General features: G+C 42.4%; 21 protein-coding genes. 11 read left to right on the top strand and 10 right to left on the bottom strand.

Annotated features, from left to right (window positions below):
- Positions 1–2: 2 nt before the first annotated feature.
- Positions 3–1,526 carry a murein biosynthesis integral membrane protein MurJ gene (gene murJ / locus CYCPU_RS0102870; RefSeq protein ID WP_026362572.1) on the bottom strand — a complete coding sequence of 508 codons (1,524 nt, stop codon included), beginning with the start codon at positions 1,524–1,526 and terminating at the stop codon, positions 3–5.
- Between the two features lie 392 nt (positions 1,527–1,918).
- On the opposite strand from murJ, the gene rpsT reads away from it, so the two are divergent.
- On the top strand, positions 1,919–2,188 hold the full coding sequence (gene rpsT, locus CYCPU_RS0102860) for a 30S ribosomal protein S20 (protein ID WP_015005376.1): 270 nt from the start codon (positions 1,919–1,921) through the stop codon (positions 2,186–2,188).
- 69 nt (positions 2,189–2,257) lie between these two features.
- Here rpsT and proB read toward each other — a convergent pair whose 3' ends face one another.
- The 4 genes from proB to rplU form a co-directional block, all read right to left on the bottom strand.
- The gene (proB, locus tag CYCPU_RS0102855; RefSeq protein WP_016389793.1) at positions 2,258–3,382 is read right to left on the bottom strand and encodes a glutamate 5-kinase; all 1,125 of its coding nucleotides are present in this window, start codon (positions 3,380–3,382) and stop codon (positions 2,258–2,260) included.
- Between the two features lie 9 nt (positions 3,383–3,391).
- Entirely contained in the window at positions 3,392–4,447 is a 1,056-nt protein-coding gene (gene cgtA, locus CYCPU_RS0102850) for an Obg family GTPase CgtA (RefSeq protein WP_020161873.1), read from the bottom strand.
- Between the two features lie 132 nt (positions 4,448–4,579).
- Positions 4,580–4,837 (bottom strand): 50S ribosomal protein L27, encoded by a 258-nt coding sequence (rpmA, locus tag CYCPU_RS0102845; protein ID WP_015005373.1) that lies wholly within the window; start codon positions 4,835–4,837, stop codon positions 4,580–4,582.
- Between the two features lie 19 nt (positions 4,838–4,856).
- Positions 4,857–5,168: a 50S ribosomal protein L21 gene (gene rplU / locus CYCPU_RS0102840; protein ID WP_015005372.1), complete on the bottom strand. Its 312-nt coding sequence runs from the start codon at positions 5,166–5,168 to the stop codon at positions 4,857–4,859.
- Between the two features lie 176 nt (positions 5,169–5,344).
- Between rplU and ispB the strand changes: the two genes are divergently transcribed.
- Together ispB and CYCPU_RS0102830 are read left to right on the top strand one after the other, a co-directional pair.
- The gene (gene ispB, locus CYCPU_RS0102835) at positions 5,345–6,349 is read left to right on the top strand and encodes an octaprenyl diphosphate synthase (RefSeq protein ID WP_015005371.1); all 1,005 of its coding nucleotides are present in this window, start codon (positions 5,345–5,347) and stop codon (positions 6,347–6,349) included.
- Between the two features lie 130 nt (positions 6,350–6,479).
- Positions 6,480–7,925 carry a glyceraldehyde-3-phosphate dehydrogenase gene (locus CYCPU_RS0102830; RefSeq protein WP_015005370.1) on the top strand — a complete coding sequence of 482 codons (1,446 nt, stop codon included), beginning with the start codon at positions 6,480–6,482 and terminating at the stop codon, positions 7,923–7,925.
- Between the two features lie 73 nt (positions 7,926–7,998).
- On the opposite strand, the gene acs is transcribed toward CYCPU_RS0102830, so the two are convergent.
- Complete coding sequence (gene acs, locus CYCPU_RS0102825; protein ID WP_020161872.1) at positions 7,999–9,939, bottom strand: acetate--CoA ligase; 1,941 nt, start codon at positions 9,937–9,939, stop codon at positions 7,999–8,001.
- A 67-nt stretch (positions 9,940–10,006) separates the two neighbouring features.
- Positions 10,007–10,744, bottom strand: coding sequence for an acetoacetyl-CoA reductase (gene phbB, locus CYCPU_RS0102820; RefSeq protein WP_015005368.1), 738 nt, complete (start codon positions 10,742–10,744; stop codon positions 10,007–10,009).
- Positions 10,745–11,035: 291 nt separating this feature from the next.
- Here phbB and CYCPU_RS0102815 point away from each other — a divergent pair, with 291 nt between their 5' ends.
- The 3 genes from CYCPU_RS0102815 to CYCPU_RS0102805 are packed head-to-tail and all read left to right on the top strand — an operon-like array spanning position 11,036 to position 12,179.
- Positions 11,036–11,335 (top strand): PilZ domain-containing protein, encoded by a 300-nt coding sequence (locus tag CYCPU_RS0102815; RefSeq protein WP_020161871.1) that lies wholly within the window; start codon positions 11,036–11,038, stop codon positions 11,333–11,335.
- Between the two features lie 23 nt (positions 11,336–11,358).
- Positions 11,359–11,763 carry a 6-carboxytetrahydropterin synthase QueD gene (queD, locus tag CYCPU_RS0102810; protein ID WP_026362571.1) on the top strand — a complete coding sequence of 135 codons (405 nt, stop codon included), beginning with the start codon at positions 11,359–11,361 and terminating at the stop codon, positions 11,761–11,763.
- Positions 11,763–12,179, top strand: coding sequence for a DUF1249 domain-containing protein (locus CYCPU_RS0102805; RefSeq protein ID WP_015005365.1), 417 nt, complete (start codon positions 11,763–11,765; stop codon positions 12,177–12,179). The genes queD and CYCPU_RS0102805 overlap by 1 nt, the downstream gene beginning before the upstream one ends.
- 8 nt (positions 12,180–12,187) lie before the next feature.
- Here CYCPU_RS0102805 and CYCPU_RS0102800 read toward each other — a convergent pair whose 3' ends face one another.
- Complete coding sequence (locus tag CYCPU_RS0102800; protein ID WP_020161870.1) at positions 12,188–13,519, bottom strand: alanine/glycine:cation symporter family protein; 1,332 nt, start codon at positions 13,517–13,519, stop codon at positions 12,188–12,190.
- Positions 13,520–13,927: 408 nt separating this feature from the next.
- On the opposite strand from CYCPU_RS0102800, the gene CYCPU_RS0102795 reads away from it, so the two are divergent.
- From CYCPU_RS0102795 to CYCPU_RS0102785, 3 genes are read left to right on the top strand one after another with little or no spacing between them, the layout of a single operon-like run.
- Complete coding sequence (locus tag CYCPU_RS0102795) at positions 13,928–14,437, top strand: YecA/YgfB family protein (RefSeq protein ID WP_016389800.1); 510 nt, start codon at positions 13,928–13,930, stop codon at positions 14,435–14,437.
- A gap of 7 nt (positions 14,438–14,444) precedes the next feature.
- Positions 14,445–15,386, top strand: coding sequence for a DUF1853 family protein (locus tag CYCPU_RS0102790; RefSeq protein ID WP_020161869.1), 942 nt, complete (start codon positions 14,445–14,447; stop codon positions 15,384–15,386).
- A 23-nt stretch (positions 15,387–15,409) separates the two neighbouring features.
- Complete coding sequence (locus CYCPU_RS0102785; protein ID WP_016389802.1) at positions 15,410–16,600, top strand: TraB/GumN family protein; 1,191 nt, start codon at positions 15,410–15,412, stop codon at positions 16,598–16,600.
- A gap of 6 nt (positions 16,601–16,606) precedes the next feature.
- On the opposite strand, the gene plsB is transcribed toward CYCPU_RS0102785, so the two are convergent.
- Both plsB and ttcA read right to left on the bottom strand, forming a co-directional pair.
- The gene (gene plsB, locus CYCPU_RS0102780) at positions 16,607–19,006 is read right to left on the bottom strand and encodes a glycerol-3-phosphate 1-O-acyltransferase PlsB (RefSeq protein ID WP_016389803.1); all 2,400 of its coding nucleotides are present in this window, start codon (positions 19,004–19,006) and stop codon (positions 16,607–16,609) included.
- On the bottom strand, positions 19,006–19,869 hold the full coding sequence (gene ttcA, locus CYCPU_RS0102775; protein WP_016389804.1) for a tRNA 2-thiocytidine(32) synthetase TtcA: 864 nt from the start codon (positions 19,867–19,869) through the stop codon (positions 19,006–19,008). Before ttcA ends, plsB begins: the two co-directional genes overlap by 1 nt.
- Positions 19,870–19,965: 96 nt before the next feature.
- Here ttcA and CYCPU_RS0102770 point away from each other — a divergent pair, with 96 nt between their 5' ends.
- Positions 19,966–21,012 carry an ADP-ribosylglycohydrolase family protein gene (locus CYCPU_RS0102770; protein WP_020161868.1) on the top strand — a complete coding sequence of 349 codons (1,047 nt, stop codon included), beginning with the start codon at positions 19,966–19,968 and terminating at the stop codon, positions 21,010–21,012.
- A 4-nt stretch (positions 21,013–21,016) separates the two neighbouring features.
- A complete protein-coding gene (gene ung / locus CYCPU_RS0102765; protein WP_015005357.1) occupies positions 21,017–21,712 on the top strand; it encodes a uracil-DNA glycosylase in 696 nt (231 codons plus the stop codon).
- Positions 21,713–21,716 lie beyond the last annotated feature (4 nt).

Here is a 21,716-nt window from a genome sequence, read left to right as displayed (position 1 = left end):
AATTATTTGCCCTTAAGTAACAAATGCCGAGGACGCACACCCACTAAGAACGCGGTCGTAACATACAACAAAACCACCATGAGTATTTCCAACGTTAAATGCAAAACTCGGTCAAACGCACCCCATTCATACCACTGAACTGGCGAATAATCATAGGCATAGATGACACCGACAACCAGGTTGGCAATCAACACTTTTATAACAAAACTCACCCACCCTTGTTGAGGTTTGAACGCTTCAGATTTTATCAAAATAGTAAATAACAAACCGGCATTAACAAAAGCCGCTAACGATGTTGCCAAAGCCAGGCCTGCATGTTGAAAAAAGAATACTAAGACAACACTCATTAACATATTTGAAACCACGGCAATAATACCAATTTTAACGGGCGTTTTCATATCTTGCCTCGCGGTAAAACCCGGCACCAATACCTTAACAAGGATAAAGGCAGGCAGGCCTATTGAGTAAGCCATAAGACTTAACGATGCATTATCGACATCAGTACTTGTAAACGCATCGTACTGAAACAGTGTTGCTAACATTGGCTGAGCTAGAAAAAACAAACCTGCTGCTGCTGGCAAACCAAGAAACACCACCCAACGTAAGCCTGTGTCCAGGCTTGCAGAAAAGTCTTTAGTCTTACCTGCCGCGTGGCTTTTAGATAAATTAGGTAAAATGACAGTTGCCAAGGCAATACCAAATATACCGAGCGGAAATTCCACTAAGCGATCAGAAAAATAAAGCCATGAAACACTGCCAGCCACTAAAAATGATGCCAGCAAAGTATCTACCAACAAGTTAATTTGCGTTACCGACACACCAAATAAGGCTGGTAACATTAACTTCATAATTTTCTTAACGCCTGCATGTCCACGATCAAATGACATTCTAGGCAATAAACCCAACTGTTTTAAGTAAGGAAATTGAAAGGCAAGTTGAGCGATTCCTGCCAACAAAACAGCCCACGCTAACGCCATAATTGGCCTTTCAAGCAAGGGAGACAACCAGCATATTGCCGCTAAAAATGATAAATTCAATAACACTGGCGTTACCGCAGGAATTGCAAACTTACCGTAGGTGTTTAAGACACCACCGGCCATGGCTGTCAGTGAAATAAAAAATAGATAAGGAAATGTTATCCTCAACATATCAACGGCCAACTCGTAGCGTGAGCCTGTTGAGTCAAAACCCGGGGCAAACATATAAATTAAAACTGGCGCTCCAATAACACCCAGTAACGTTATAAAAAACAACACTGTTGCCAGCGTACCTGCCGTTTTCCCAAGTAACTCTTTTAATGCCTCGGTTGATTGGGTTTCTTTATATTCCGACAGCACCGGCACAAAAGCTTGCGAAAAAGCGCCTTCAGCAAACAAGCGGCGCATAAAATTGGGGATTTTAAAGGCTACAAAAAAAGCATCTGTCCCTTCGCTTGCGCCAAAAAAACGTGCAATAACAATATCTCGTACAAAGCCTAAAACACGCGAAATCAATGTCATGCTACCAACAATCGCTGTCGATTTTATTAATGTTTTACTCAGCGTCTTTACCCTTATTTTATTAAAAAGCTTTGCCCACAGACAAAAAAACCTTCGTTTATGAAATTTGCCAGCCCCTATCTAGCGCTTAATTATAAGGGATGCATGGAGCTGGCACACCCCAGAGTGAACTTAACAGCACTTTATTATCAATAAAGCATACGTCAATTAACAAAAAACTAATTTAATATGGACATTAAGCAGAACACTCTCGACAAAGTAGACTCCAAATCCTTGCAATATCCATTGAAAGCGTGAACTCAAGCGCCAAACGAGCAAATTCATTCAAGGTTTAATCATGTATCTTGACCTCAGGCTTGACAAAGCTTGAATATTTAAGCAAAATGCGAAATCTTTTTTACATCACCAGAGGATTTACCTTGGCTAACAGTGCACAAGCGTTAAAACGCGCCAAACAATCAGAAAGAAACCGTCAAACTAACATGGCTGCGCGTACACGATTACGCACAAAAATTAAGCGTGTTGTGTATAGTGCGGAAGAAGGTAATGCTGAGGTAACAGAAGCCGCCTATCATGAAGCTGTTCCTTACATTGATGGCGCTGTCACTAAAGGCATTATCCATAAAAACAAAGCTGCTCGCCTAAAGAGCCGCCTTAATGCTCGCATTGTTAAACTTAAGCAAGCATAAGTAGTTATTAAGTTTTATAAAAAAAGCCGACCATATGGTCGGCTTTTTTATTGCCCGTAAATTGCCGGCCTATAGCAAGACCAAATTATCGCGATGAATAACTTCTGACTCACCAACATAACCAAGTAGCCGTTCAATTTCAGAACTATTGTTTTGCTTAATTTTATCTATATCAGTTGAGCTGTAATTCACTAAGCCACGGGCCAATTCTTCACCACTTTCATTAACACAAACAACTAATTCGCCCCTAGCAAACTCACCATTAACGGCAACAACTCCAATTGGCAGCAAACTCACCCCAGACCTTTTTATTGCTTGCGCAGCTCCAACATCTAGCACAACCCGACCTTTGACATCTAAATGTGCTGTTAACCACCGTTTACGCGCCGAAACAGGGGCTTCATTAGGTATTAGCAAGGTCCCTATCGCCCGACCATCAATAATACTTAAAATAACATTTTGCCTTAACCCTGGAGCAATAATAGTTGCCGTTCCAGAACGAGATGCGATTCGCGCTGCTGTTAACTTTGTTTGCATACCGCCACGCCCCAAAGTTCCAGAACCACCGCTAGCCGCTTGATCTAGAAACTCTTCATCAACACCTACTTCATTTAATAAGGCTGCAGCCGAATTGACTCTTGGATCGCTATCGAAAAAACCATCTTGGTCTGTGAGAATCATCAACAAATCTGCGCTCATTAAATTAGCAATAATAGCCGCCAGCGTATCGTTATCACCAACACGTAATTCCTCATTTGCAACCACATCATTTTCATTAATAATCGGTACGACCGAGAAATCTAACAAGGTCTTAATGGTTGCTCTGGCATTTAAATACCGCGTTCTATTTGCCAGATCATCATGTGTTAGCAAAACCTGCGCCGTTTTATAGCCTTCTGCTTGAAAGCTTTGTTCATATGCCTGAATAAGCCCCATTTGACCAACTGAAGCAGCCGCTTGAAGCTCCTGAAGCGCATGCGGGCGAGCGGACCAACCTAATCTCACCATTCCTTCTGCCACTGAACCTGATGAAACAATAATTACATCAATTCCGCGCGCTTTTAATTGGCTAATTTGCGCGACCCAATGATTAATAGCCGAACGATTTAAACCTTGACCATTATTTGTTAAAACGGCACTACCAATTTTTATAACGCAGCATTTAGCCCGTTTTAAATCGACTCTTGATTTCATTTGAATAAATTAACTATCGTCCTTTGGCTTGTCTGCTTGCTCAACTTCAAGCCTTTTTTGCTCTTCTAGGTAATCCATAATGGCATGAACCAACTGGTTTGTACCTTGCTTTCTAATGGCAGAAACATTGAAGACAGGTCCCTCCCACTTCAATTCATTAACAATCATTTGGCAATAGTTATCCACTTCATCTTCTGGTAACAAATCAATTTTATTCAAGACAAGCCAACGTGGTTTCTTTGCTAAACCACCACCCCACTTTTCAATTTCCTCTATCGCCGCTTTTGCTGCCTTTACTGGGTCAATATCTGATTCGTATGGCTCAACATCTACCACGTGCAACAATAAATTATTTCGCGCTAAATGGCGTAAAAATAAATTACCTAACCCCGCTCCTTCAGCCGCCCCTTCGATAATGCCTGGAATATCTGCAATCACAAAACTTCGTAGCTCATCTGCTCGCACTACACCTAAGCTTGGGTGCAATGTAGTAAAAGGGTAATTGGCTACCTTAGGCTGCGCCGATGAAATTGCCCGAATTAGGCTCGACTTACCTGCATTTGGCAAACCGAGTGTTCCAACATCTGCCAATACTTTTAACTCAAGCCGTAAAACACGTTGCTCACCTTCTGTCCCATTTGAAAACTGTCGAGGAGCTCTGTTTGTACTACTTTTATAACGCGTATTCCCAAGCCCATGAAAACCACCCGATGCAACAAGCAATTTTTGACCTTCTTCGGTGACATCCCCAATTAGCTCGTCTGTGCCATCGTCGTAAACAATAGTCCCCAGTGGAACCGGCACTATTAAGTCTTCGCCACCCTTTCCAGTACAGTTACGACTTTGACCTCGCTCACCATGTTCCGCCCTAATTAAGCGATTAAAGCGCATATCGATTAGCGTATTGAGTGCCTCGGTACCTTGCAAGTAAACACTTCCACCATCACCGCCATCACCACCATCTGGACCGCCAAATGGGATATATTTTTCACGTCGAAAACTGACATGGCCTTTACCGCCATTACCTGCTTCAACTCTAACGGTCGCTTCGTCTACGAATTTCATGGTTTATGTCTCAATGTTTTATCTTATTTGCCGCTTACTTTGACTTAATCTTTTAACGCAATAAAAAACCCTGTCTTAGACAGGGTTTTTTTAATACGTACCTGCCGCTATAACCGCAGCGCACTGTTTATACTAAACAGTTTCGATACGAATATATTTTTTACGCTTTGGGCCTTTAACTTCAAATACAACTTTACCTTCTTCTGTCGCAAATAATGTGTGATCTTTGCCCATGCCTACATTTTCACCTGCATGAAAACGTGTTCCTCTTTGACGAACTAAAATATTTCCCGCCAGAACACTTTGACCACCATACCGCTTAACGCCAAGTCGTTTCGACTCCGAATCGCGACCGTTTCTAGTACTACCGCCTGCTTTCTTATGTGCCATGAATCTGTCCTTTGTTTAATTAAGCCGAAATACCAGTAATGAGTACTTCAGTGTAATACTGACGATGACCCATCTTTTTCATATGGTGTTTTCTACGTTTGAATTTAATAATATTCACTTTTTTGTGACGACCTTGAGATTTGACTGTTGCCGTCACCGTTGCGCCATCAATATTTGGTGTGCCAATTTTCAGGCCTGCTTCACCATTTACTAATAAAACTGAATCGAACGTAACTTCGTTACCTTCTTCAACGTCTAACTTTTCGATCTTAAGGAAATCACCCTCGGCGACTTTATATTGTTTACCGCCTGTTTGAATTACCGCGTACATTGTCTAGAGACTCCCTAGTGTTGTGGGTGGTTTTAAAAAGAGGCGAATTTTATCCTTTAGTGGGCGGTTGGTCAATCCCAAATAAACAAGGAAAAGCATTTTCTTATCTGCTTTTAAGCGTCAATACTTGGTATTATACGCTATTGATTTAAATTACCTTACCTTAATTCTCAAAAATGAGCAGCACAAACGCATCCTCAGCAACGCCTAAAATAGACTTTAAAGCAATTCAACAGCTCATGGCCCCAGCCATGAATCAAGTCGACAAGCAAATTTTGCAAGAACTAAACTCGGATGTTGTTCTGATCAATCAAATTGGTTTTCATATTGTTAATAGTGGCGGCAAACGTTTAAGACCCATGCTCGTTGCACTATCAGCTTGTGCGTTAGGTTACGAAGGGAAAGATCATATTATACTGGCCGCCGTTATTGAGTTTATTCACACCGCCACCCTCTTGCATGACGATGTCGTTGATGAATCGGATAAACGCCGTGGTGACGATACCGCCAATGCTATTTGGGGTAATGCAGCCAGTGTTCTAGTTGGTGATTTTTTACATTCACGCTCATTCGAAATGATGGTCAGTGTCAGTAACATGCGCGTTATGGATATTTTATCTCACGCCACCAATGCCATTGCCGAAGGTGAAGTTTTACAATTACTTAATATTAACAACCCCGATACAAATGAGCTTCAATACCTTGAAGTTATTAGAAGAAAAACCGCCAAACTTTTTCAAGCCAGTACTCAACTAGGTGCTGTACTTGCAAACAAAGGCGAGGACACTGAAAAAGCGTTATCGGCATATGGCCTTCATTTGGGCAACGCTTTTCAAATTATGGATGACATGCTCGATTACACTGCCGACGCAGAGAAACTGGGTAAAAACCTGGGTGATGATTTAGCCGAAGGCAAACCAACCTTACCGTTAATCCATGCCATGGCGACAGGAACAAAAGAACAAGCCGACTTTATTAAGAAAACAATTAAAGAAGGTAATCGCACCGCTCATATGGATATCCTCTCGATTATAAAATCTACAGGATCGTTAGCCTACACTGCCGAGTTCGCAGACAAAGAGGCACAAAAAGCTATTGATGCATTACGCGATATTGCTGATAACGACTACAAACTCGCGATGGAGCAACTGGCCCTATTTTCTATTCAACGCTCCTACTAGCAGTAGACGCGCTGAGGTTAATTTAAAACGACAATTTAAAATATCGCAACGCCAGTTGCACCGCACTATTAGCCATTAATATTTGATATAATTTCCTTTCAACCCTAAAAAAAATACAGGTATCTTTTATATGAGTGTAGAGCAACACGATCAATATTTAGCTGAGTGGGAAAGCCGCCAAGAAATTGCTGAAAGCATGATCCCTATCATCGGTAAGATGTACCGTGCCAATGGCGTCGTTCTTAAGATTTACGGAAGAACGCTCATTAACGCTTCACCGGTCACCCTACTTAAATTGCACCGTTATGTTCGCCAATTTGAAAAAGTGGAGCTCTCCATCCACGATAGCTTCAAAGTACTAACCGCATTAGAAAAAATGAAATTAGGACCTGTCCGTATTGACCTAGGACTGTTAGCGGTTCAATTTAATAACGACACTAGTGGATTAGGCATTGAGGACTTCCTTGCTGAAAAACTAGGCGAAGGCATCCGTCAGGTCCACGAACAATCCACCTCTGAACCAAGAGACGTGGTTTTGTACGGCTTCGGTCGCATCGGTCGCTTGTTAGCACGCCTACTTATAGAACGCACCGGCTCTGGAAATAAAATGCGCCTACGTGCCATTGTTGTTCGCAAAGGCGGCGACAATGATTTACAAAAACGCGCCAGCTTGTTGCGCCGTGATTCTGTACATGGCTCGTTCAAAGGCACCATTAAGGTCGATGAAGAAAAAAACACCATCATGGCCAATGGTAATTTAATTCAAGTCATCTATGCGAGCCATCCAAAAGAAATCGATTACACTCAATATGGCATCAATGATGCGCTGATTGTCGACAACACGGGCATTCGTCGCGATGAAGCAGAACTGAGTGAACACTTCTTATCAAAAGGCGCTAGTAAAGTGCTATTAACCGCTCCCGGTAAAGACGTTAAGAACATTGTTTTTGGTGTCAATACAACTGACATCAAGCCAGAAGACAAAATTATTTCTGCGGCCAGCTGTACCACTAATGCTATCACACCTACCTTGAAGGCAATAAATGATGAGTTTGGCATTATTAAAGGCCATGTTGAAACGGTTCATTCGTACACCAACGATCAAAATTTAATCGACAATTATCATAAAGGTGAAAGACGTGGGCGTGCTGCCGCCTTAAATATGGTGCTAACTGAAACAGGTGCCGCCAAGGCTGTTTCAAAAGCATTGCCTGAACTTGAAGGCAAATTAACCGGTAATGCGATTCGTGTCCCAACACCCAACGTTTCTATGGCTATTTTGAATCTTAATTTAGAAAAGGAAACCGATAAACGGACACTAAATAACTTCCTACGTGAAACGGCTCTTCACTCGCCTATGCGCGAGCAAATTGATTTCACTACGTCTACTGAAGTCGTTTCAACTGATTTAGTGGGCGCTCGAAAAGCCTGCACCATTGACTCAAAAGCAACCATTGCCACAGGTGATTCCTGCGTTCTTTACCTTTGGTATGACAATGAGTTTGGTTATAGCTGCCAAGTGGTTCGCGTGATGCAAAAAATGGTTGGCTTAGACTTTCCATCATTGCCACACTAAGTAAGTCGCTTTTAACCATATCGTATAAAAAAGCCCGCATTTTAGCGGGCTTTTTTATACCTAGAAATACCGATTATTGACTAGGGCGATTCGCGATAAGGTCATCGACGACTGATGGATCAGCCAAGGTCGATGTATCGCCTAATTCATCAATCAAGTTTTCAGAAATTTTACGTAAAATTCTACGCATAATTTTACCTGAGCGTGTTTTAGGTAAGCCTGGCGCCCATTGAATAACATCAGGCGAGGCTATTGGCCCTATCTCTTTACGCACATGGTTCACTAACTCTTGACGTAATTCATCCGTTGCTTCGACCCCATCCATCAAGGTCACAAAAGTATAAATACCTTGCCCCTTTATATCATGAGGATAACCAATAACCGCCGCCTCAGCCACTGCTGGATGAAGCACTAAGGCGCTCTCAACTTCTGCGGTACCCATCCTGTGACCAGACACATTAATCACATCATCAACCCTACCGGTAATCCAATAATCTCCATCTTTATCTCGTCGTGCACCATCACCAGGAAAATACATCCCAGGATAATTCGCAAAATAAGCATCAATATAACGCTGATGATCACCAAACAATGTTCTAAACATCCCAGGCCATGGTTTTTTAATCACTAAAATCCCTTCGGCAGGATTTCCCGTTACTTCATTACCTTCATTATCTACCAAACCAAACTCTATACCAAAGAAAGGCTGCATCGCCGAACCGGCTTTCAGGTCAGTCGCTCCCGGAAGGGGTGTCATTAAAATCCCGCCCGTTTCTGTTTGCCACCAAGTATCCACAATCGGGCAACGACCACCGCCAATCACCTTGTGATACCACTCCCAAGCTTCTGGGTTAATCGGCTCACCCACACTACCCAGAACTCTTAGACTACTTAAGTCGCAAGTCTTTACATAATCATCACCTTTAGCCATCAAGGCACGAATAGCCGTAGGTGCCGTGTAAAAAATATTAACTTTATGCTTTTCCACCACTTTCCAAAAGCGCGAAGCATCAGGATAAGTTGGCACACCTTCAAACATCAACGTTTGCGCACCATTCGCTAATGGCCCATAAACAATGTATGTATGCCCCGTTACCCAGCCTACATCCGCTGTACACCAGTAAACATCCCCATCGTGATAGTCAAAAACATATTTGTGCGACACCGCAGCATGTAGCAAATAGCCACCCGTCGTATGTAAAACACCTTTTGGTTTGCCTGTTGAGCCCGATGTATAAAGGATAAACAAGGGATCTTCAGAGTCCATTTCTTCAGCTGGGCAATCATCTGACGCATTCTCAAGTAAATCGTGATACCAAACATCTCGACCATCTGTCCAATCTATACTGCCACCTGTACGTTGAACCACCACCACTGATTTTACTGAAGGGCAACTTTTTAAGGCTTGATCCGCATTAGCCTTTAACGGTACTGCTTTGCCTCCACGAACACTTTCATCGGCGACAATAATTACCGCCGCTTCTGAATCAAGAAGCCTATCTTTTAACGCATCAGGGGAAAAACCACCAAAAACAACTAGATGAACCGCACCAATTCTTGCGCACGCAAGCATTGCAATGGCAGCTTCAGCAACCATTGGCATATAAATACAAACACGGTCACCTTTTTTTACACCCTCGGCTTTTAAACCATTAGCAAAGCGACACACCTCCGCATGAAGCTCTTTATAAGTATATGTTTTATCGAATGCCGGATCATCACTTTCCCAAATAATAGCTGGCTGATCGCCACGCGTTTCAAGATGCCGATCCAAGCAATTCACACTTACATTGAGCTTGCCTCCAGTAAACCATTTAACCTCACCTTTTGGAAAATCATGCTCTACTGTTACATCCCATGGCTTTGACCAAGTTAAAAACTCTCTCGCTTTTTCATCCCAAAAACCCTTAGTATCTTCAATTGAGCGTTGATACTCTGCTTCATATACTTCCTTATTAATATGCGCATGATCAGCTACCGCTTTGGGTACTTTGTGTATATGAACGTCCGACATTCCTTCTCCTCTAATTTGTCTAATCTAAATAAATAAAAGCCATCTAAAAGTGACTTTATCTAATCGTTTAATGCATAAATAAACCACCATTCATGCTCAAGTCTGAACCTGTTGTATAAGCCGCTAAGTCACTGGCCAAAAAGGATACTCCATGTGCGACCTCTTCCGGCTGACATAAACGGCCAGTCGGGATATTACTCTCAATCATCTTACGTACTTCCTCATCAATGGCCATCACCATTGGCGTTGCCACATACCCTGGTGAAATAGTATTAACAGTAACGCCTTTACGCGCTGTTTCACGTGCTAACGCTTTAGTGAAGCCATGCACCCCAGCCTTAGCCGCTGAGTAATTCACTTGGCCTATTTGACCCAACTGACCATTTACCGAGGACACATTAATTATACGACCAAAACCACGTTCGACCATCCCTTCAAAAACTTGACGTGTCATATTGAATACACTATTCAAATCAGTATCAATCACTGCATCCCAGTTTTCTCTAGGCATTTTTTTAAACATGCCATCCTTAGTAATGCCGGCATTATTAACTAAAATATCAATAGGGCCGACATTATTTTCAACCCATTGAATGGCGTCACCACATGCTTCAAAATCAGTCACGGGACAATGAACAATTTCAATATCAAAACCGGCTTCTTTTTGAGCCAACTGCCAAGCTTGTGCTTTTTCCCTGTTATTGTACGCTGCCACCACCTTATAACCATCTTTTACAAACCGTTGACATACTGCTTCACCAATACCTCCTGTACCGCCTGTAACCAATGCAACTCGTTGACTCATTTGATTTCCTCTTTGAGATTGTATGTTGAATTTTAAATAAAATAACGTAACCCTACTCCATGAAGCCCTTTATTGAGCCTTGATGCCCTAGCCATTTAAATATAGCTTACTTGATACTGCCAAAATAATCGTTTATTTACAAGAGAAATAGCCCCTGAGGAAGCGCTAGTTCCCATGCATTTTCAAAGCCATGTAAAATGAACCTTGTTTTCATCAATTCACTAATAATTCTTTAATTTTTAAGCTAGAATTGATCAAATAGCTTTTGCTCATTCGACAGACATTTTATATATGCCCGAATCAACTGATCATCGAAAATTCAGCCGCTCAACCACCGAGTGCAATATGGTATTTACTCACCCCAGCACCGGAGCTAAGGGCACTGCTACCAGTCTCAACTTAAGTGCTGCCGGCATTCTGTTTAAAACCCATGAAAAGTTAACCCAAGGTTGCTCCCTTGAGATTTCGGTCCAATCTGTTAACCCAAACACCCCCCCATTAAATGCTATCGTTGAAATCAATCGTGTTACGCCGATTGAGGATAACCTCTATGAGATAGCGGCCACCATCGAAGGCATTAAAGGCGTTTAATAGTCAACTCCACAGGATTAAATGTGTACCGTATTACCAAAAATTTAAGTTTCTGTTATGGCCATCGATTGATGAACCACCCAGGCAAGTGTCGCCACTTACATGGTCACTCTGCGCGTGTAGAGATTACACTCGAGTCAGAACAGCTCAATGAGCAAGGCATGGTTTGTGATTTCGCCGACATCAAACAATTCGCCGGCCAATGGATTAATGAAACGCTGGATCACAATATGCTTTTGCATAAAAATGATCCTGTTCTGCCTCTTCTTCAAGAAGCAGGAGAAAGATTAATGGTAGTAGATGAGCACCCTACAGCAGAGTTTCTTGCAAAACTTATCTATGACTACGTTTCTAAAGGCGGATTTCCAGTCACCAAGGTATCTGTTTGGGAAACCGATAGTTCCAGTGCCAGCTACTCACCAGCTTAATGCTAAACCTTGTTCGGCCGATTAATAAGTCTTTTTGTTTACAAGTTCTTTGTGAAGAAAATTACACCCGATTATCACGCTTAATACCCAAAATAACCGAAGGTGATTTCAACAGTATCGCCGTTGATTCACAGGTGATCGCAACCGGCCCCTTTACTTATACTGTGTATTTTCAGCATGCCCACACAAGTAAGGAAGCAACGAAATCACGGTTTAAATGCCGTGTTTATTTAGACACAAAATCAGTCGAAGTCATTCATATCGATGAACACGTAAGCTCTGGTCAACAACAAAATCTGTCACCAAAAGAGATATTAAATAACAAATGGGCTATAAATTATTTCTTTGAAAAATGGCTAACGTTTTTATTATCCTTTGCTGACGAACACTCCCGCCAACAAACCATTAACGCGTAAACAAACCGCTAGGGTTTCCTGCTAAGCTTAAATACAATCGGGCTCAACAGCAATAAAGCTATTAAGTTTGGAATAGCCATCAAGCCGTTTAACACATCGGCCAGCAACCAAAGAAAATCTAACTCCATTACTGCACCAAGTGGTATCGCCAACACCCATGCAATTCTATACCAAGGAATAACAGCCACACCTAAAATATATTCCGCACATCGTTCACCGTAATAGCTCCACCCTAACAGGGTTGTCAGAGCAAAAACGGCTAAACCAAAACTCACAACATACTCTCCATAGCCGGGAAGCCCCATTTTAAATGCATAGGCAGACAACGATGCGCCGGTTTCACCACTACTCCAACTACCCGTTAAAATAATCACTAGGGCGGTCATTGTGCAAATAATAATGGTATCAATAAAGGTACCCAGCATAGCAATTTTGCCTTGCCGTACCGGGTTATTAGTTTGTGCTGCCGCATGAGCAATAGGTGCTGTTCCAAGGCCAGCTTCATTGGAAAAAACACCCCTTGCAACACCAAACCTAATAGCTGCCATTAGCCCCGCACCTGCAAAGCCACCCACGGCTGCCGTGCCTGTAAAAGCATCATTAACGATCAACTGAAGTGCTTTTGGCACTGCGTCAAGGTGTTGAATAATAATAATACCCGCAGCCGTTAGATAAGCGATGCCCATCATCGGCACCAGTTTAGAGGCCACATGACCAATACGTTTAATGCCGCCAACCAAAACAATATAAACAACAACCCCCATCACCAAACCAGTTTGCCAAGCCGGCACCCCTAATGTACTACTTAATGCATCGGCTACTGAGTTTGCTTGAATAGTATTACCAATGCCAAACGCAGCCACGGCACCCAATAAAGAGAACAGAAAGCCTAACCAGTGCCATTGTTCAGCCAAACCATTCTTGATGTAATACATCGGACCACCAACATAGGCACCGCGCTCATCCACTTCCCGGTATTTAACCGCAAGTACAGCTTCAGCGTATTTAGTCGCCATTCCTACCAAAGCTGTTAACCACATCCAAAAAACTGCGCCTGGACCACCTAAAAAAATCGCTGTTGCCACCCCAGCAATATTTCCAGTTCCAATAGTGGCCGCTAATGAGGTCATCAAGGCATTAAACGGGCTGATCTCTCCTGCTTCAGACTGATTACTAACACGGCCTCGCCACAGTAATGAAAAAGCAGCCGGCAATTGGCGAATCGGCAAAAAGAGCAAGCCCAGCATTAAATAAAGCCCCGTTCCTAGCAATAAAGCTAAAATCACCGGTCCCCAGACAAAACTACTCATTGAGCTCAGTAACTGCGTTAATGTTTCCATACGTTTTATTTTAGAATTAGTTGTGTTATTTGAACTAACAGCCAATTAAGTATAAACACTCGACTAGCTTAAGTTTAACTGCATTTAAAGTAGCCAGTGCGTATTAAAGCTCGGTCAGCCTCATTTACTCAGCTCAACTTATCTTAATGGCCTTGTACCCTTTCAGACGCCCTTCACTTAGTCAACGCTCTACAGAATGAAGATACTCATATCTGCCCATGCGCTAGCACTCAATATGTAGCATAATGTGATCGTTAACACAGAAAACCGCTAGTATACGTCTTAAATTTGCAAAACAGAAAAACTAGCCTCTCGTTATTTGCGGCTGTTGACAGCTCTACGAGATACACCTCTGTGCTGGCACATTATAAAAAATAGAATTTTCTCAAATTATCATTATTAGTCGCTATGGACCTTTTAAACACATTCTTTAACTCTGAAAAACTGAGTGACGAAGCCATGTACTTCTTTGAAATGCATGGTTTTTTAACCAGCCTAGTTGTACAACCTGGCAGCTTGTCACAGCAACAAATTCTATCCGAAATATTGGCAGATAATGACGCCAACGCCTCTATTGAAAAAGCCATTTTTGATTTACAAAAAAATATTGAACAAGCCTTATTAAATGGTGAGTTTCCAACGATGATTGGCGAGTCTGAAGAACCTGATGAAGACTTTCTCACCCTATGGTCGTCTGGTTTTATGCAGGGTGTCTTTATGCATGAGGATCTGTGGTTTAACTCTCAGCCAGAAGACATTGCCGAACTCACGCTACCGATTCTAGCGTGCTCTGAGTTACTCGATGATGAAATAGATGAGATCACCCAAAATGACGATCTACTCGACGATATGGCTGAAAAAATCCCTGATTGTGTGATTGATTTATACCTTTTATTTAATAGCCCAGAAGGTACATAACGCGACTTTGCACACTGATACTTTTTTACAACATGCACTGGTAAGAGACCTCGCTTGGGTCATCGTCAATCCGCCTATTATTCAAGGACTCAAGCAGCACCAGTATTGGACCGAGTCAAGCGATTGGCAGCAAGCCTATCAGGCTTTTAAAGCCCCGCTTAAAAAATTGGATGCAAACCCCGCCGAACTGGTTGAGTTATTAGCCAAGCAAAAGGACTATCGATTAGGCCACCGTTTTGAAACATTGTTGACATACTGGTTTAATCATAGCCATCGCTACGAAATATTAGCCCAGAACCTTCAAATACAAGATACCAACAAAACCATTGGCGAGTTTGATTTCATTATCAAGGATCATGCAAGAGATAAAGTCCAACACTGGGAAGTCGCGTGTAAATTTTACCTGGGTATAAACGATACCGCTTTTACTCAATCATGGGTGGGGCCTATGTTAAAAGACCGTTTAGACCTCAAGTACGACTCCATGCAATCACGACAAAGCAAATTATCTGAACATCCCGCAGCAAAGCAACAACTTCAGCAACTAGGCCTTACCATAGACGAACATATTGGCCTAATGAAGGGCCGATTGTTTCACCCCATACAATCTACTGAGCCCGCACCCCCTTCACTTGTTGCAAGCGACCATCAACACGCACAATGGGCACGTTTAGAGCACTTTGTAAAGCACTTCCAATCATCTAGATATCAATGGCAAGTCTTAAAGAAAGACCAATGGATGGCCTCTCAATTGTACTGCCCTGATAATAGCTACCTCGACACGGACAGCATTGCTCAGTATTTTTTAGATCGCTCACAAGCATCACCATTATGCTTGGCTGGTTTTTTACCCGAGACATCAAAAGGGCATGAAATTAAACGTATTTTTTTAGTCGCAAAAGACTGGGCGAAAGAATCCAATTTCAACGATAATACAAATTCTTATTAACTTTAAATCAACAGAGACTTTCTTTGAATAACCTCTCAGACCAACCGATAGAAACAATTAATATTAACGGCTGTGAAGTCACGTTGCTCGGCACCGCTCATGTATCTAAAGCCAGTGCTGACGCAGTACACAGCCTACTTTCATCAGACCATTATGAGGCTGTTGCGATAGAGCTTTGCCCTAGTCGCTACAATGCGTTGATTGACCCTGACAACCTGGCTCAGATGGATTTATTTAATGTGATCAAAAGTGGTAAAGCTGCAATGGTCGCTGCCAGCTTGGCATTAGGTGCTTTTCAGCAAAAAATGGCTGATGAAATGGGTATTGAACCAGGTGCTGAAATGAAAATGGCCGCTGAACTGGCACAACAATCACACAAACCTGTTTTACTAATTGATCGTGACGTTGGCATCACCTTAAAACGCGTCTATCGAAATGTCCCTTGGTGGAAACGCATGGAGCTATTTTCTGGTCTCTTTGCAAGCCTTATGTTTTCAGAAAAAGTCAGCGAGGAAGACATAGAAAAATTGAAAGAAGGGGATGTTTTAGAGGCAACCTTTTCACAATTTGCCGAATCATCAAACGAAATTTATATGCCACTGGTTAATGAACGTGACCAGTACATGGCCCATCGTTTATTCAATGATGCCCATTCTGGTCAATATAAAACTATTCTCGCCGTTATTGGTGCTGGGCATTTAAAGGGCATCAAAGGCTACCTTGAGTCTCAACTCCAAAACACCAAAAGCATTGAAGAGCTTGAAAGTATTCCTGCTGCTAGCCGCTGGCCTAAGTTGATTCCTTGGCTGATTGTTGCTTTAATTTTTATTGGTTTTAGTATCGGCTTTAATCGAGCACCCGAGCTTGGTTGGCAACTAGTTATCGAATGGGTTGTTATTAATGGTGGCTTGTCTGCCCTTGGAGTCATATTAGCGGGTGCACACCCTATCACTATTATCACCGCTTTTTTGGCGGCGCCACTCACATCACTTAATCCGACCGTTGGGGCTGGCATGGTAACGGCTGCCACCGAAGCCTGGCTAAGAAAACCTCGTGTTGGAGATTTCTCTACGCTAAAGTCAGATACAGTGACTATTCGTGGTTGGTGGAAAAACCGTGTTTCTCGTACCCTGCTAGTGTTTTTATTCAGCACCATTGGCTCTGCAGCGGGCACCTATATTGCGGGGTTCAGAATTTTCGAGCAACTCAGTTAAGTTAAATTATGCTTCGACTAAACCGTGAACATTTTTACGCACTTGCTGACTCATTACCAAACCGGCATCGTCAACAATTGAATCAAGCACCTCACCGTACATTAACTTTCCGTTATCGTTCAGCCAAATAATACCTTGGTTATAAAGCATTTCAATAAAGCCTTTAAATAACACTTTATCGAAAAACTCTGGGGAATTTAGGCCATTAAGTTCAGAAAGCCTTTGTGCTGTTTCGCCACAGTTTTTTTCAAGCTCAAAACGCGTAAAGTGGCCTACCCCATTCTTCTTCAACAATAACACCGTTAAATAGAAACGCTCCAAACTCAATAGCACCCCACGTGATAAAAAGCCGATTGTTTGGTGATGACTTTTATTCACCGAAAATGTGTCCGCCGATTGGTTGATTAAGCCTTGGTCAACCAAACAAGCAATCACCTTATTTGCTGTGTACGTAATTTGTCTATTAGTCCAATGCATAGAAAGCTCATCTTTCAAGAAGGGATACACCAACCTAAACCAATGAACAACTTGTTTCTTTTTTAACGACTGATGGCTTAAGAAGCAACAAGCAACAAAGGAAGGTAGAACAAATAAGTGCACGATATTGTTTCTAAAATATGTCATCAAAACAGCATCGCTACCTTCTACATACAAGCGTTCACCTGACTCGCCAACACCTCTTTTAACAATGCCAAACTCTTCACCATAGGCAATAATTTCTTTGGCGTTTAATTCAATACGTGTGACGTCTTTTGAATAGGGCGCTGCGTCAAGTAAAGCCAAGTATAAGTCCAATTGTGTCATTAAGTCTGCTTCACTCATCGACTGCTCTGGCGTGTTTAACAAGGCCATCGCCAATAAGCCTACGCAATTAACATGCGTTGCTTCATTAATACCAGACATAATCTGTGTACCTAATTTACTGACAACTGCATTAACCAGTTCTTTATTATCAGCACAATCCTCTCGACGCCACTGCGGCCGTTCCGCTTCAATTAATTTATCTAAATAAATAGGCGAACCAAAATTTACATGTACTTGGCCAAAGTGATCTTTTAAGGCTTTAAATGAACGTAATACCCCCATAACTGATTCAGACTTTTTCGGCTTGCCGCTTAATTCATTAACATATGTTTCACCTTCAACCAGTTTTTCATACGCAAAATTAACCGGAATAAAGACAACCGACCGTTTATGATCTCTAAGGTAACTTCGAACACTCATCGCTAACAAGCCTGGTTTTGCTTTGAGTTTACGCCCCGTTCGGCTGCGTCCCCCTTCGACAAAATACTCAACCGCCGTACCACGATTAGCTAAATACCCCATATACGCCTCAAATACCGAGCCATATAAAACATTTCCTTTGAACGTTCTACGCAAGAAAAAAGCACCACAACGCCTAATCCATGGCCCAGCAATTGGTATATTCAAGTTAATACCTGCCGCGACATGTGGTACGGCCAAACCACGGGTATACAAGGTATAAGATAAGACCAAATAATCCATATGACTTTGATGGCTTGGTACGTAAATGATCTGATGTTTACGTGACAATCGCTCAACACGGGCAAAATGGTGCAAAACAATACCATCGTACAGTTTATTCCACAGCCAACCTAGTACCTTTTCAAGCACCATAGCCGCCCGAATATTAATCACCGCAGCAATTTCAATGGCATAGGCTTTCGCTTGTTTTTCTGCCTCATTTTTCGATAACTTCTTGCGCTTTATTTCCCGCTGTATAGCTTGCTGAACAATTTGGGTTTTCAGTAAATCTTCCGCTATTTTCTTGGGTGATAGTTGGTCAGGGCCAATCGTGATTAGACGCGTTCTAGCAAAGTGCACCCGCAACACACGTGTTAGTTTTCTAGTGGTATAGGGTACACTTGGTTTCCCCGCATTAAGCTGCTTTAACGAAACCGGGTCGCCAAACCGTAATAGCGTAGTACGCCCATTGAATAATATTGAAAGCGCTCGTGAAAGAAGATTAGATTTAACCCCCTCATCGGTAAATAAACTGCTCCAAAAACCATCTGATTTTCGAGGACCACGGCCCCAAAAAATGGAAACCGGAACGATTAAAATATCGTCATTGGAGGATTGTGCTGCATCGATTAATCTAGCCAAGCGTGCTGGTGCAGGATCTGCTTTACGTTCTTTTAGGCTTTCTAATGAAAATAGCGCCTCAGACTCGACCGCTGACTCTACTTCTATGCCATTGGAAGGCAGCGGCAGGCCCAGATTCTTACAAGTTTGTTCCAGCACAATTTGTTTTGAACAAGCATCACTGAAGGTGACATAACAAACCTTTTGATTTTTAAGTGATGCCAGCCATTTTTCACCTTTCGGCAATACTGTTGCTTTAACCCAAAAAGATAACAACCAACGCAGCAAAAAAGGACCCATCACGATTGTTTACTTGCTGACATGGCTGGAAAAATAACCGGTTGAAACTCATTTGTTACTTTAGCTTCTGTGGTTTGCGACAAGGTTTCAAAGTCAAACAACTGCCTATCCAACAGTTGTGAAGGCTTTATATTTTTCATACTATTGAAAATAGTTTCCACTCTACCAGGAAAATCTTTATCCCATTGAGTCAACATATTCTTCATTTGTACGCGCTGTAAATTTTCTTGTGAACCACATAAGTTACACGGAATAATCGGGTAGCCCTTAAGCTCGGCAAACTCAGCGATATCCTTCTCTCTTGAGTAAGCTAAGGGGCGAATAACAATATGCTTAGCATTATCACTTTTAAGTTTTGCGGGCATTGCCTTTAATTGACCACCATAAAACATATTCAGAAAAAACGTTTCAATAATGTCATCACGGTGATGTCCCAAGGCAATTTTATTAAAACCATTATCTTCCGCGTACGCATACAAGGCCCCTCTACGCATTCTTGAACATAAGCCACAAGTCGTTTTACCTTCGGGAATAACACGGGTTACAACGCTATACGTATCTTGTTCAATCACATGGTATGGCACGCCTATCGATTGTAAATACTCAGGCAAAACATGCTCGGGGAAACCGGGTTGTTTTTGATCAAGATTAACTGCCAATATTTCAAAATTAATGGGTGCACTATTACGCAAATTAAGCAGAATATCCAGCATCGTATAAGAGTCTTTACCGCCGGACAAACAGACCATAATCCGGTCACCGTCTTCCACCATATTATAATCGGCAATCGCTTGCCCCATTTCGCGTCTCAAACGTTTTTGAAGTTTGTTATAGCGTGTTTTAGTTTTATCTAGTGTGCTCATTTGCGCATTTTAACAGAGAATATCCACACGCTTTAAGTAGATGCATGTCTGCTTGCAAAGTGCTATAACAATAAAAAACAACAACAGGTCTTATATATGTCTACTATTAATCTTCAAGATCGTGCGATGGGTGCCATTATGGGCGCATATATCGGCGATGCCTTAGGTCTAGGTCCGCATTGGTTTTATGATCTTAATGAGCAATATCGACTCTATGGCGACTGGATAAACGACTACACAGATCCTCAACCAGACCGTTATCACGCCGGCATGAAAGCTGGCCAGCAATCACAGTCGGGGCTGATCTTAAATATGCAGATTGACTCTATACTCACTGATGGAGAGTACAACGAAGAAGATTTTTGTCGACGCCTAGATACTGAATTGTTTCCGCAACTTGATGGAACCGCCAATGTCGGCCCCGGTGGTTTTACTAGCCAATCCATCCGTGAAGCTTGGGTATTGCGCACGCAACATAATAAGCCTTGGGGTGAAGTAGCTGGCTTCACCGATAACACTGAAGCCGCTGAAAGGGTCTTGGCCTTAGCGGTACGTTATGCAACAAAACCACAAGAATTAGCTCGTAACGTATCAAGCAATACACTGCTCACCCAGTGTGACGAAACCATTAATGCCATGACCGTTGCTTATTCTGCTGTCCTTGGTATGTTAGTCCAAGGGCACCCACTAGATGAAGATTTATCTAGTAAATTAATGCAATTAGTTGCCGATCACCAGCTTCCCTTTCACGCAATGAGCATACCGGGGAGCAAACCGTCGGGGGCTGGCACGTTTGCATCGCCAGATGCTTTACTAACCCCATCGAGTATTGCTCGCGCTGCGCACGAAAACCTAATTCAACCTGCATGGAAAGTCTCTATTGTCTATGGTATGCCATGTGCTGTTTACCATCAATTCCCAGCCTGTTATTACTTAGCTGCGCGTTATTCAGATGATTTTGAAAGTGCCGTCTTACACGCCATAAACGGTGGTGGGCAAAATATGGCGCGAGCCATGTTAACCGGTGCACTTGTTGGGGCACAGGTAGGCATTCAAAATATTCCAAAACGCTTTATTGATGGGCTGGAAGACTCAGACAAATTGCTTAATAGAGCAGAAAAATTAGCGGCCCTAATACACTAAACCGATGGCACTTACTAATGCACCCAGCTGGAAACCTTTTTTAGATGACGAGCTAAACCAACCGTATATGCTAGTCCTTAAGGAGTTTCTGCGCATAGAAAAAAACGATGGCAAAACTATCTACCCTCATTCTGCCAACTGGTTTCACGCATTGGAGGCCTGCCCTTTAAACGACGTAAAAGTTGTTATCTTGGGCCAAGACCCCTATCATCAGCCGCACCAAGCACACGGTCTGTGCTTTTCGGTTCAGCCAGATGTCAAAATACCACCATCACTGTTAAATATTTATAAGGAATTACACGCCGACTTAGGTATTCCTTATGCCTTACATGGCTGTTTAGAGAGCTGGGCAAAACAAGGTGTTTTATTACTAAATAGTGTCCTCACCGTTGAGTACGACAAGCCTAACGCTCACCAAGGAAAAGGCTGGGAAACATTTACAGACAAAATCATTCATACGGTTGCTGAACAAAACGAACACGTTGTGTTTCTACTTTGGGGCAATTACGCACAAAAAAAAGGGGCTTTCATCGATGAGCAGCAGCACCTTGTTTTAAAAGCCCCACACCCGTCACCATTATCAGCCCACCGTGGTTTTTTAGGTTGTCGGCACTTTAGTCAAACCAACCATTACCTGCAACAACATAATATCCCCCCTATTCATTGGGAATTGCCAAAACTAGCGGCACCTGTTAGTTAATACC

The organism is Cycloclasticus pugetii PS-1, from assembly GCF_000384415.1.
Taxonomy (GTDB): Bacteria; Pseudomonadota; Gammaproteobacteria; order Methylococcales; family Cycloclasticaceae; genus Cycloclasticus; species Cycloclasticus pugetii.
This window is presented reverse-complemented; position numbering and strand designations above follow the sequence as displayed.

Excerpts from the sequence above, each read along its gene's own strand:
- CYCPU_RS0102815 (WP_020161871.1), top strand. The coding sequence starts at position 11,036 with ATGCCCGAATCAACTGATCATCGAAAATTCAGCCGCTCAACCACCGAG.
- ung (WP_015005357.1), top strand. The coding sequence starts at position 21,017 with ATGGCACTTACTAATGCACCCAGCTGGAAACCTTTTTTAGATGACGAG.
- CYCPU_RS0102800 (WP_020161870.1), bottom strand. The coding sequence starts at position 13,519 with ATGGAAACATTAACGCAGTTACTGAGCTCAATGAGTAGTTTTGTCTGG.
- CYCPU_RS0102805 (WP_015005365.1), top strand. The coding sequence starts at position 11,763 with ATGCTAAACCTTGTTCGGCCGATTAATAAGTCTTTTTGTTTACAAGTT.
- plsB (WP_016389803.1), bottom strand. The coding sequence starts at position 19,006 with ATGGGTCCTTTTTTGCTGCGTTGGTTGTTATCTTTTTGGGTTAAAGCA.
- cgtA (WP_020161873.1), bottom strand. The coding sequence starts at position 4,447 with ATGAAATTCGTAGACGAAGCGACCGTTAGAGTTGAAGCAGGTAATGGC.
- CYCPU_RS0102795 (WP_016389800.1), top strand. The coding sequence starts at position 13,928 with ATGGACCTTTTAAACACATTCTTTAACTCTGAAAAACTGAGTGACGAA.
- rplU (WP_015005372.1), bottom strand. The coding sequence starts at position 5,168 with ATGTACGCGGTAATTCAAACAGGCGGTAAACAATATAAAGTCGCCGAG.
- ispB (WP_015005371.1), top strand. The coding sequence starts at position 5,345 with ATGAGCAGCACAAACGCATCCTCAGCAACGCCTAAAATAGACTTTAAA.
- rpmA (WP_015005373.1), bottom strand. The coding sequence starts at position 4,837 with ATGGCACATAAGAAAGCAGGCGGTAGTACTAGAAACGGTCGCGATTCG.
- ttcA (WP_016389804.1), bottom strand. The coding sequence starts at position 19,869 with ATGAGCACACTAGATAAAACTAAAACACGCTATAACAAACTTCAAAAA.
- acs (WP_020161872.1), bottom strand. The coding sequence starts at position 9,939 with ATGTCGGACGTTCATATACACAAAGTACCCAAAGCGGTAGCTGATCAT.
- CYCPU_RS0102830 (WP_015005370.1), top strand. The coding sequence starts at position 6,480 with ATGAGTGTAGAGCAACACGATCAATATTTAGCTGAGTGGGAAAGCCGC.
- CYCPU_RS0102770 (WP_020161868.1), top strand. The coding sequence starts at position 19,966 with ATGTCTACTATTAATCTTCAAGATCGTGCGATGGGTGCCATTATGGGC.
- proB (WP_016389793.1), bottom strand. The coding sequence starts at position 3,382 with ATGAAATCAAGAGTCGATTTAAAACGGGCTAAATGCTGCGTTATAAAA.
- phbB (WP_015005368.1), bottom strand. The coding sequence starts at position 10,744 with ATGAGTCAACGAGTTGCATTGGTTACAGGCGGTACAGGAGGTATTGGT.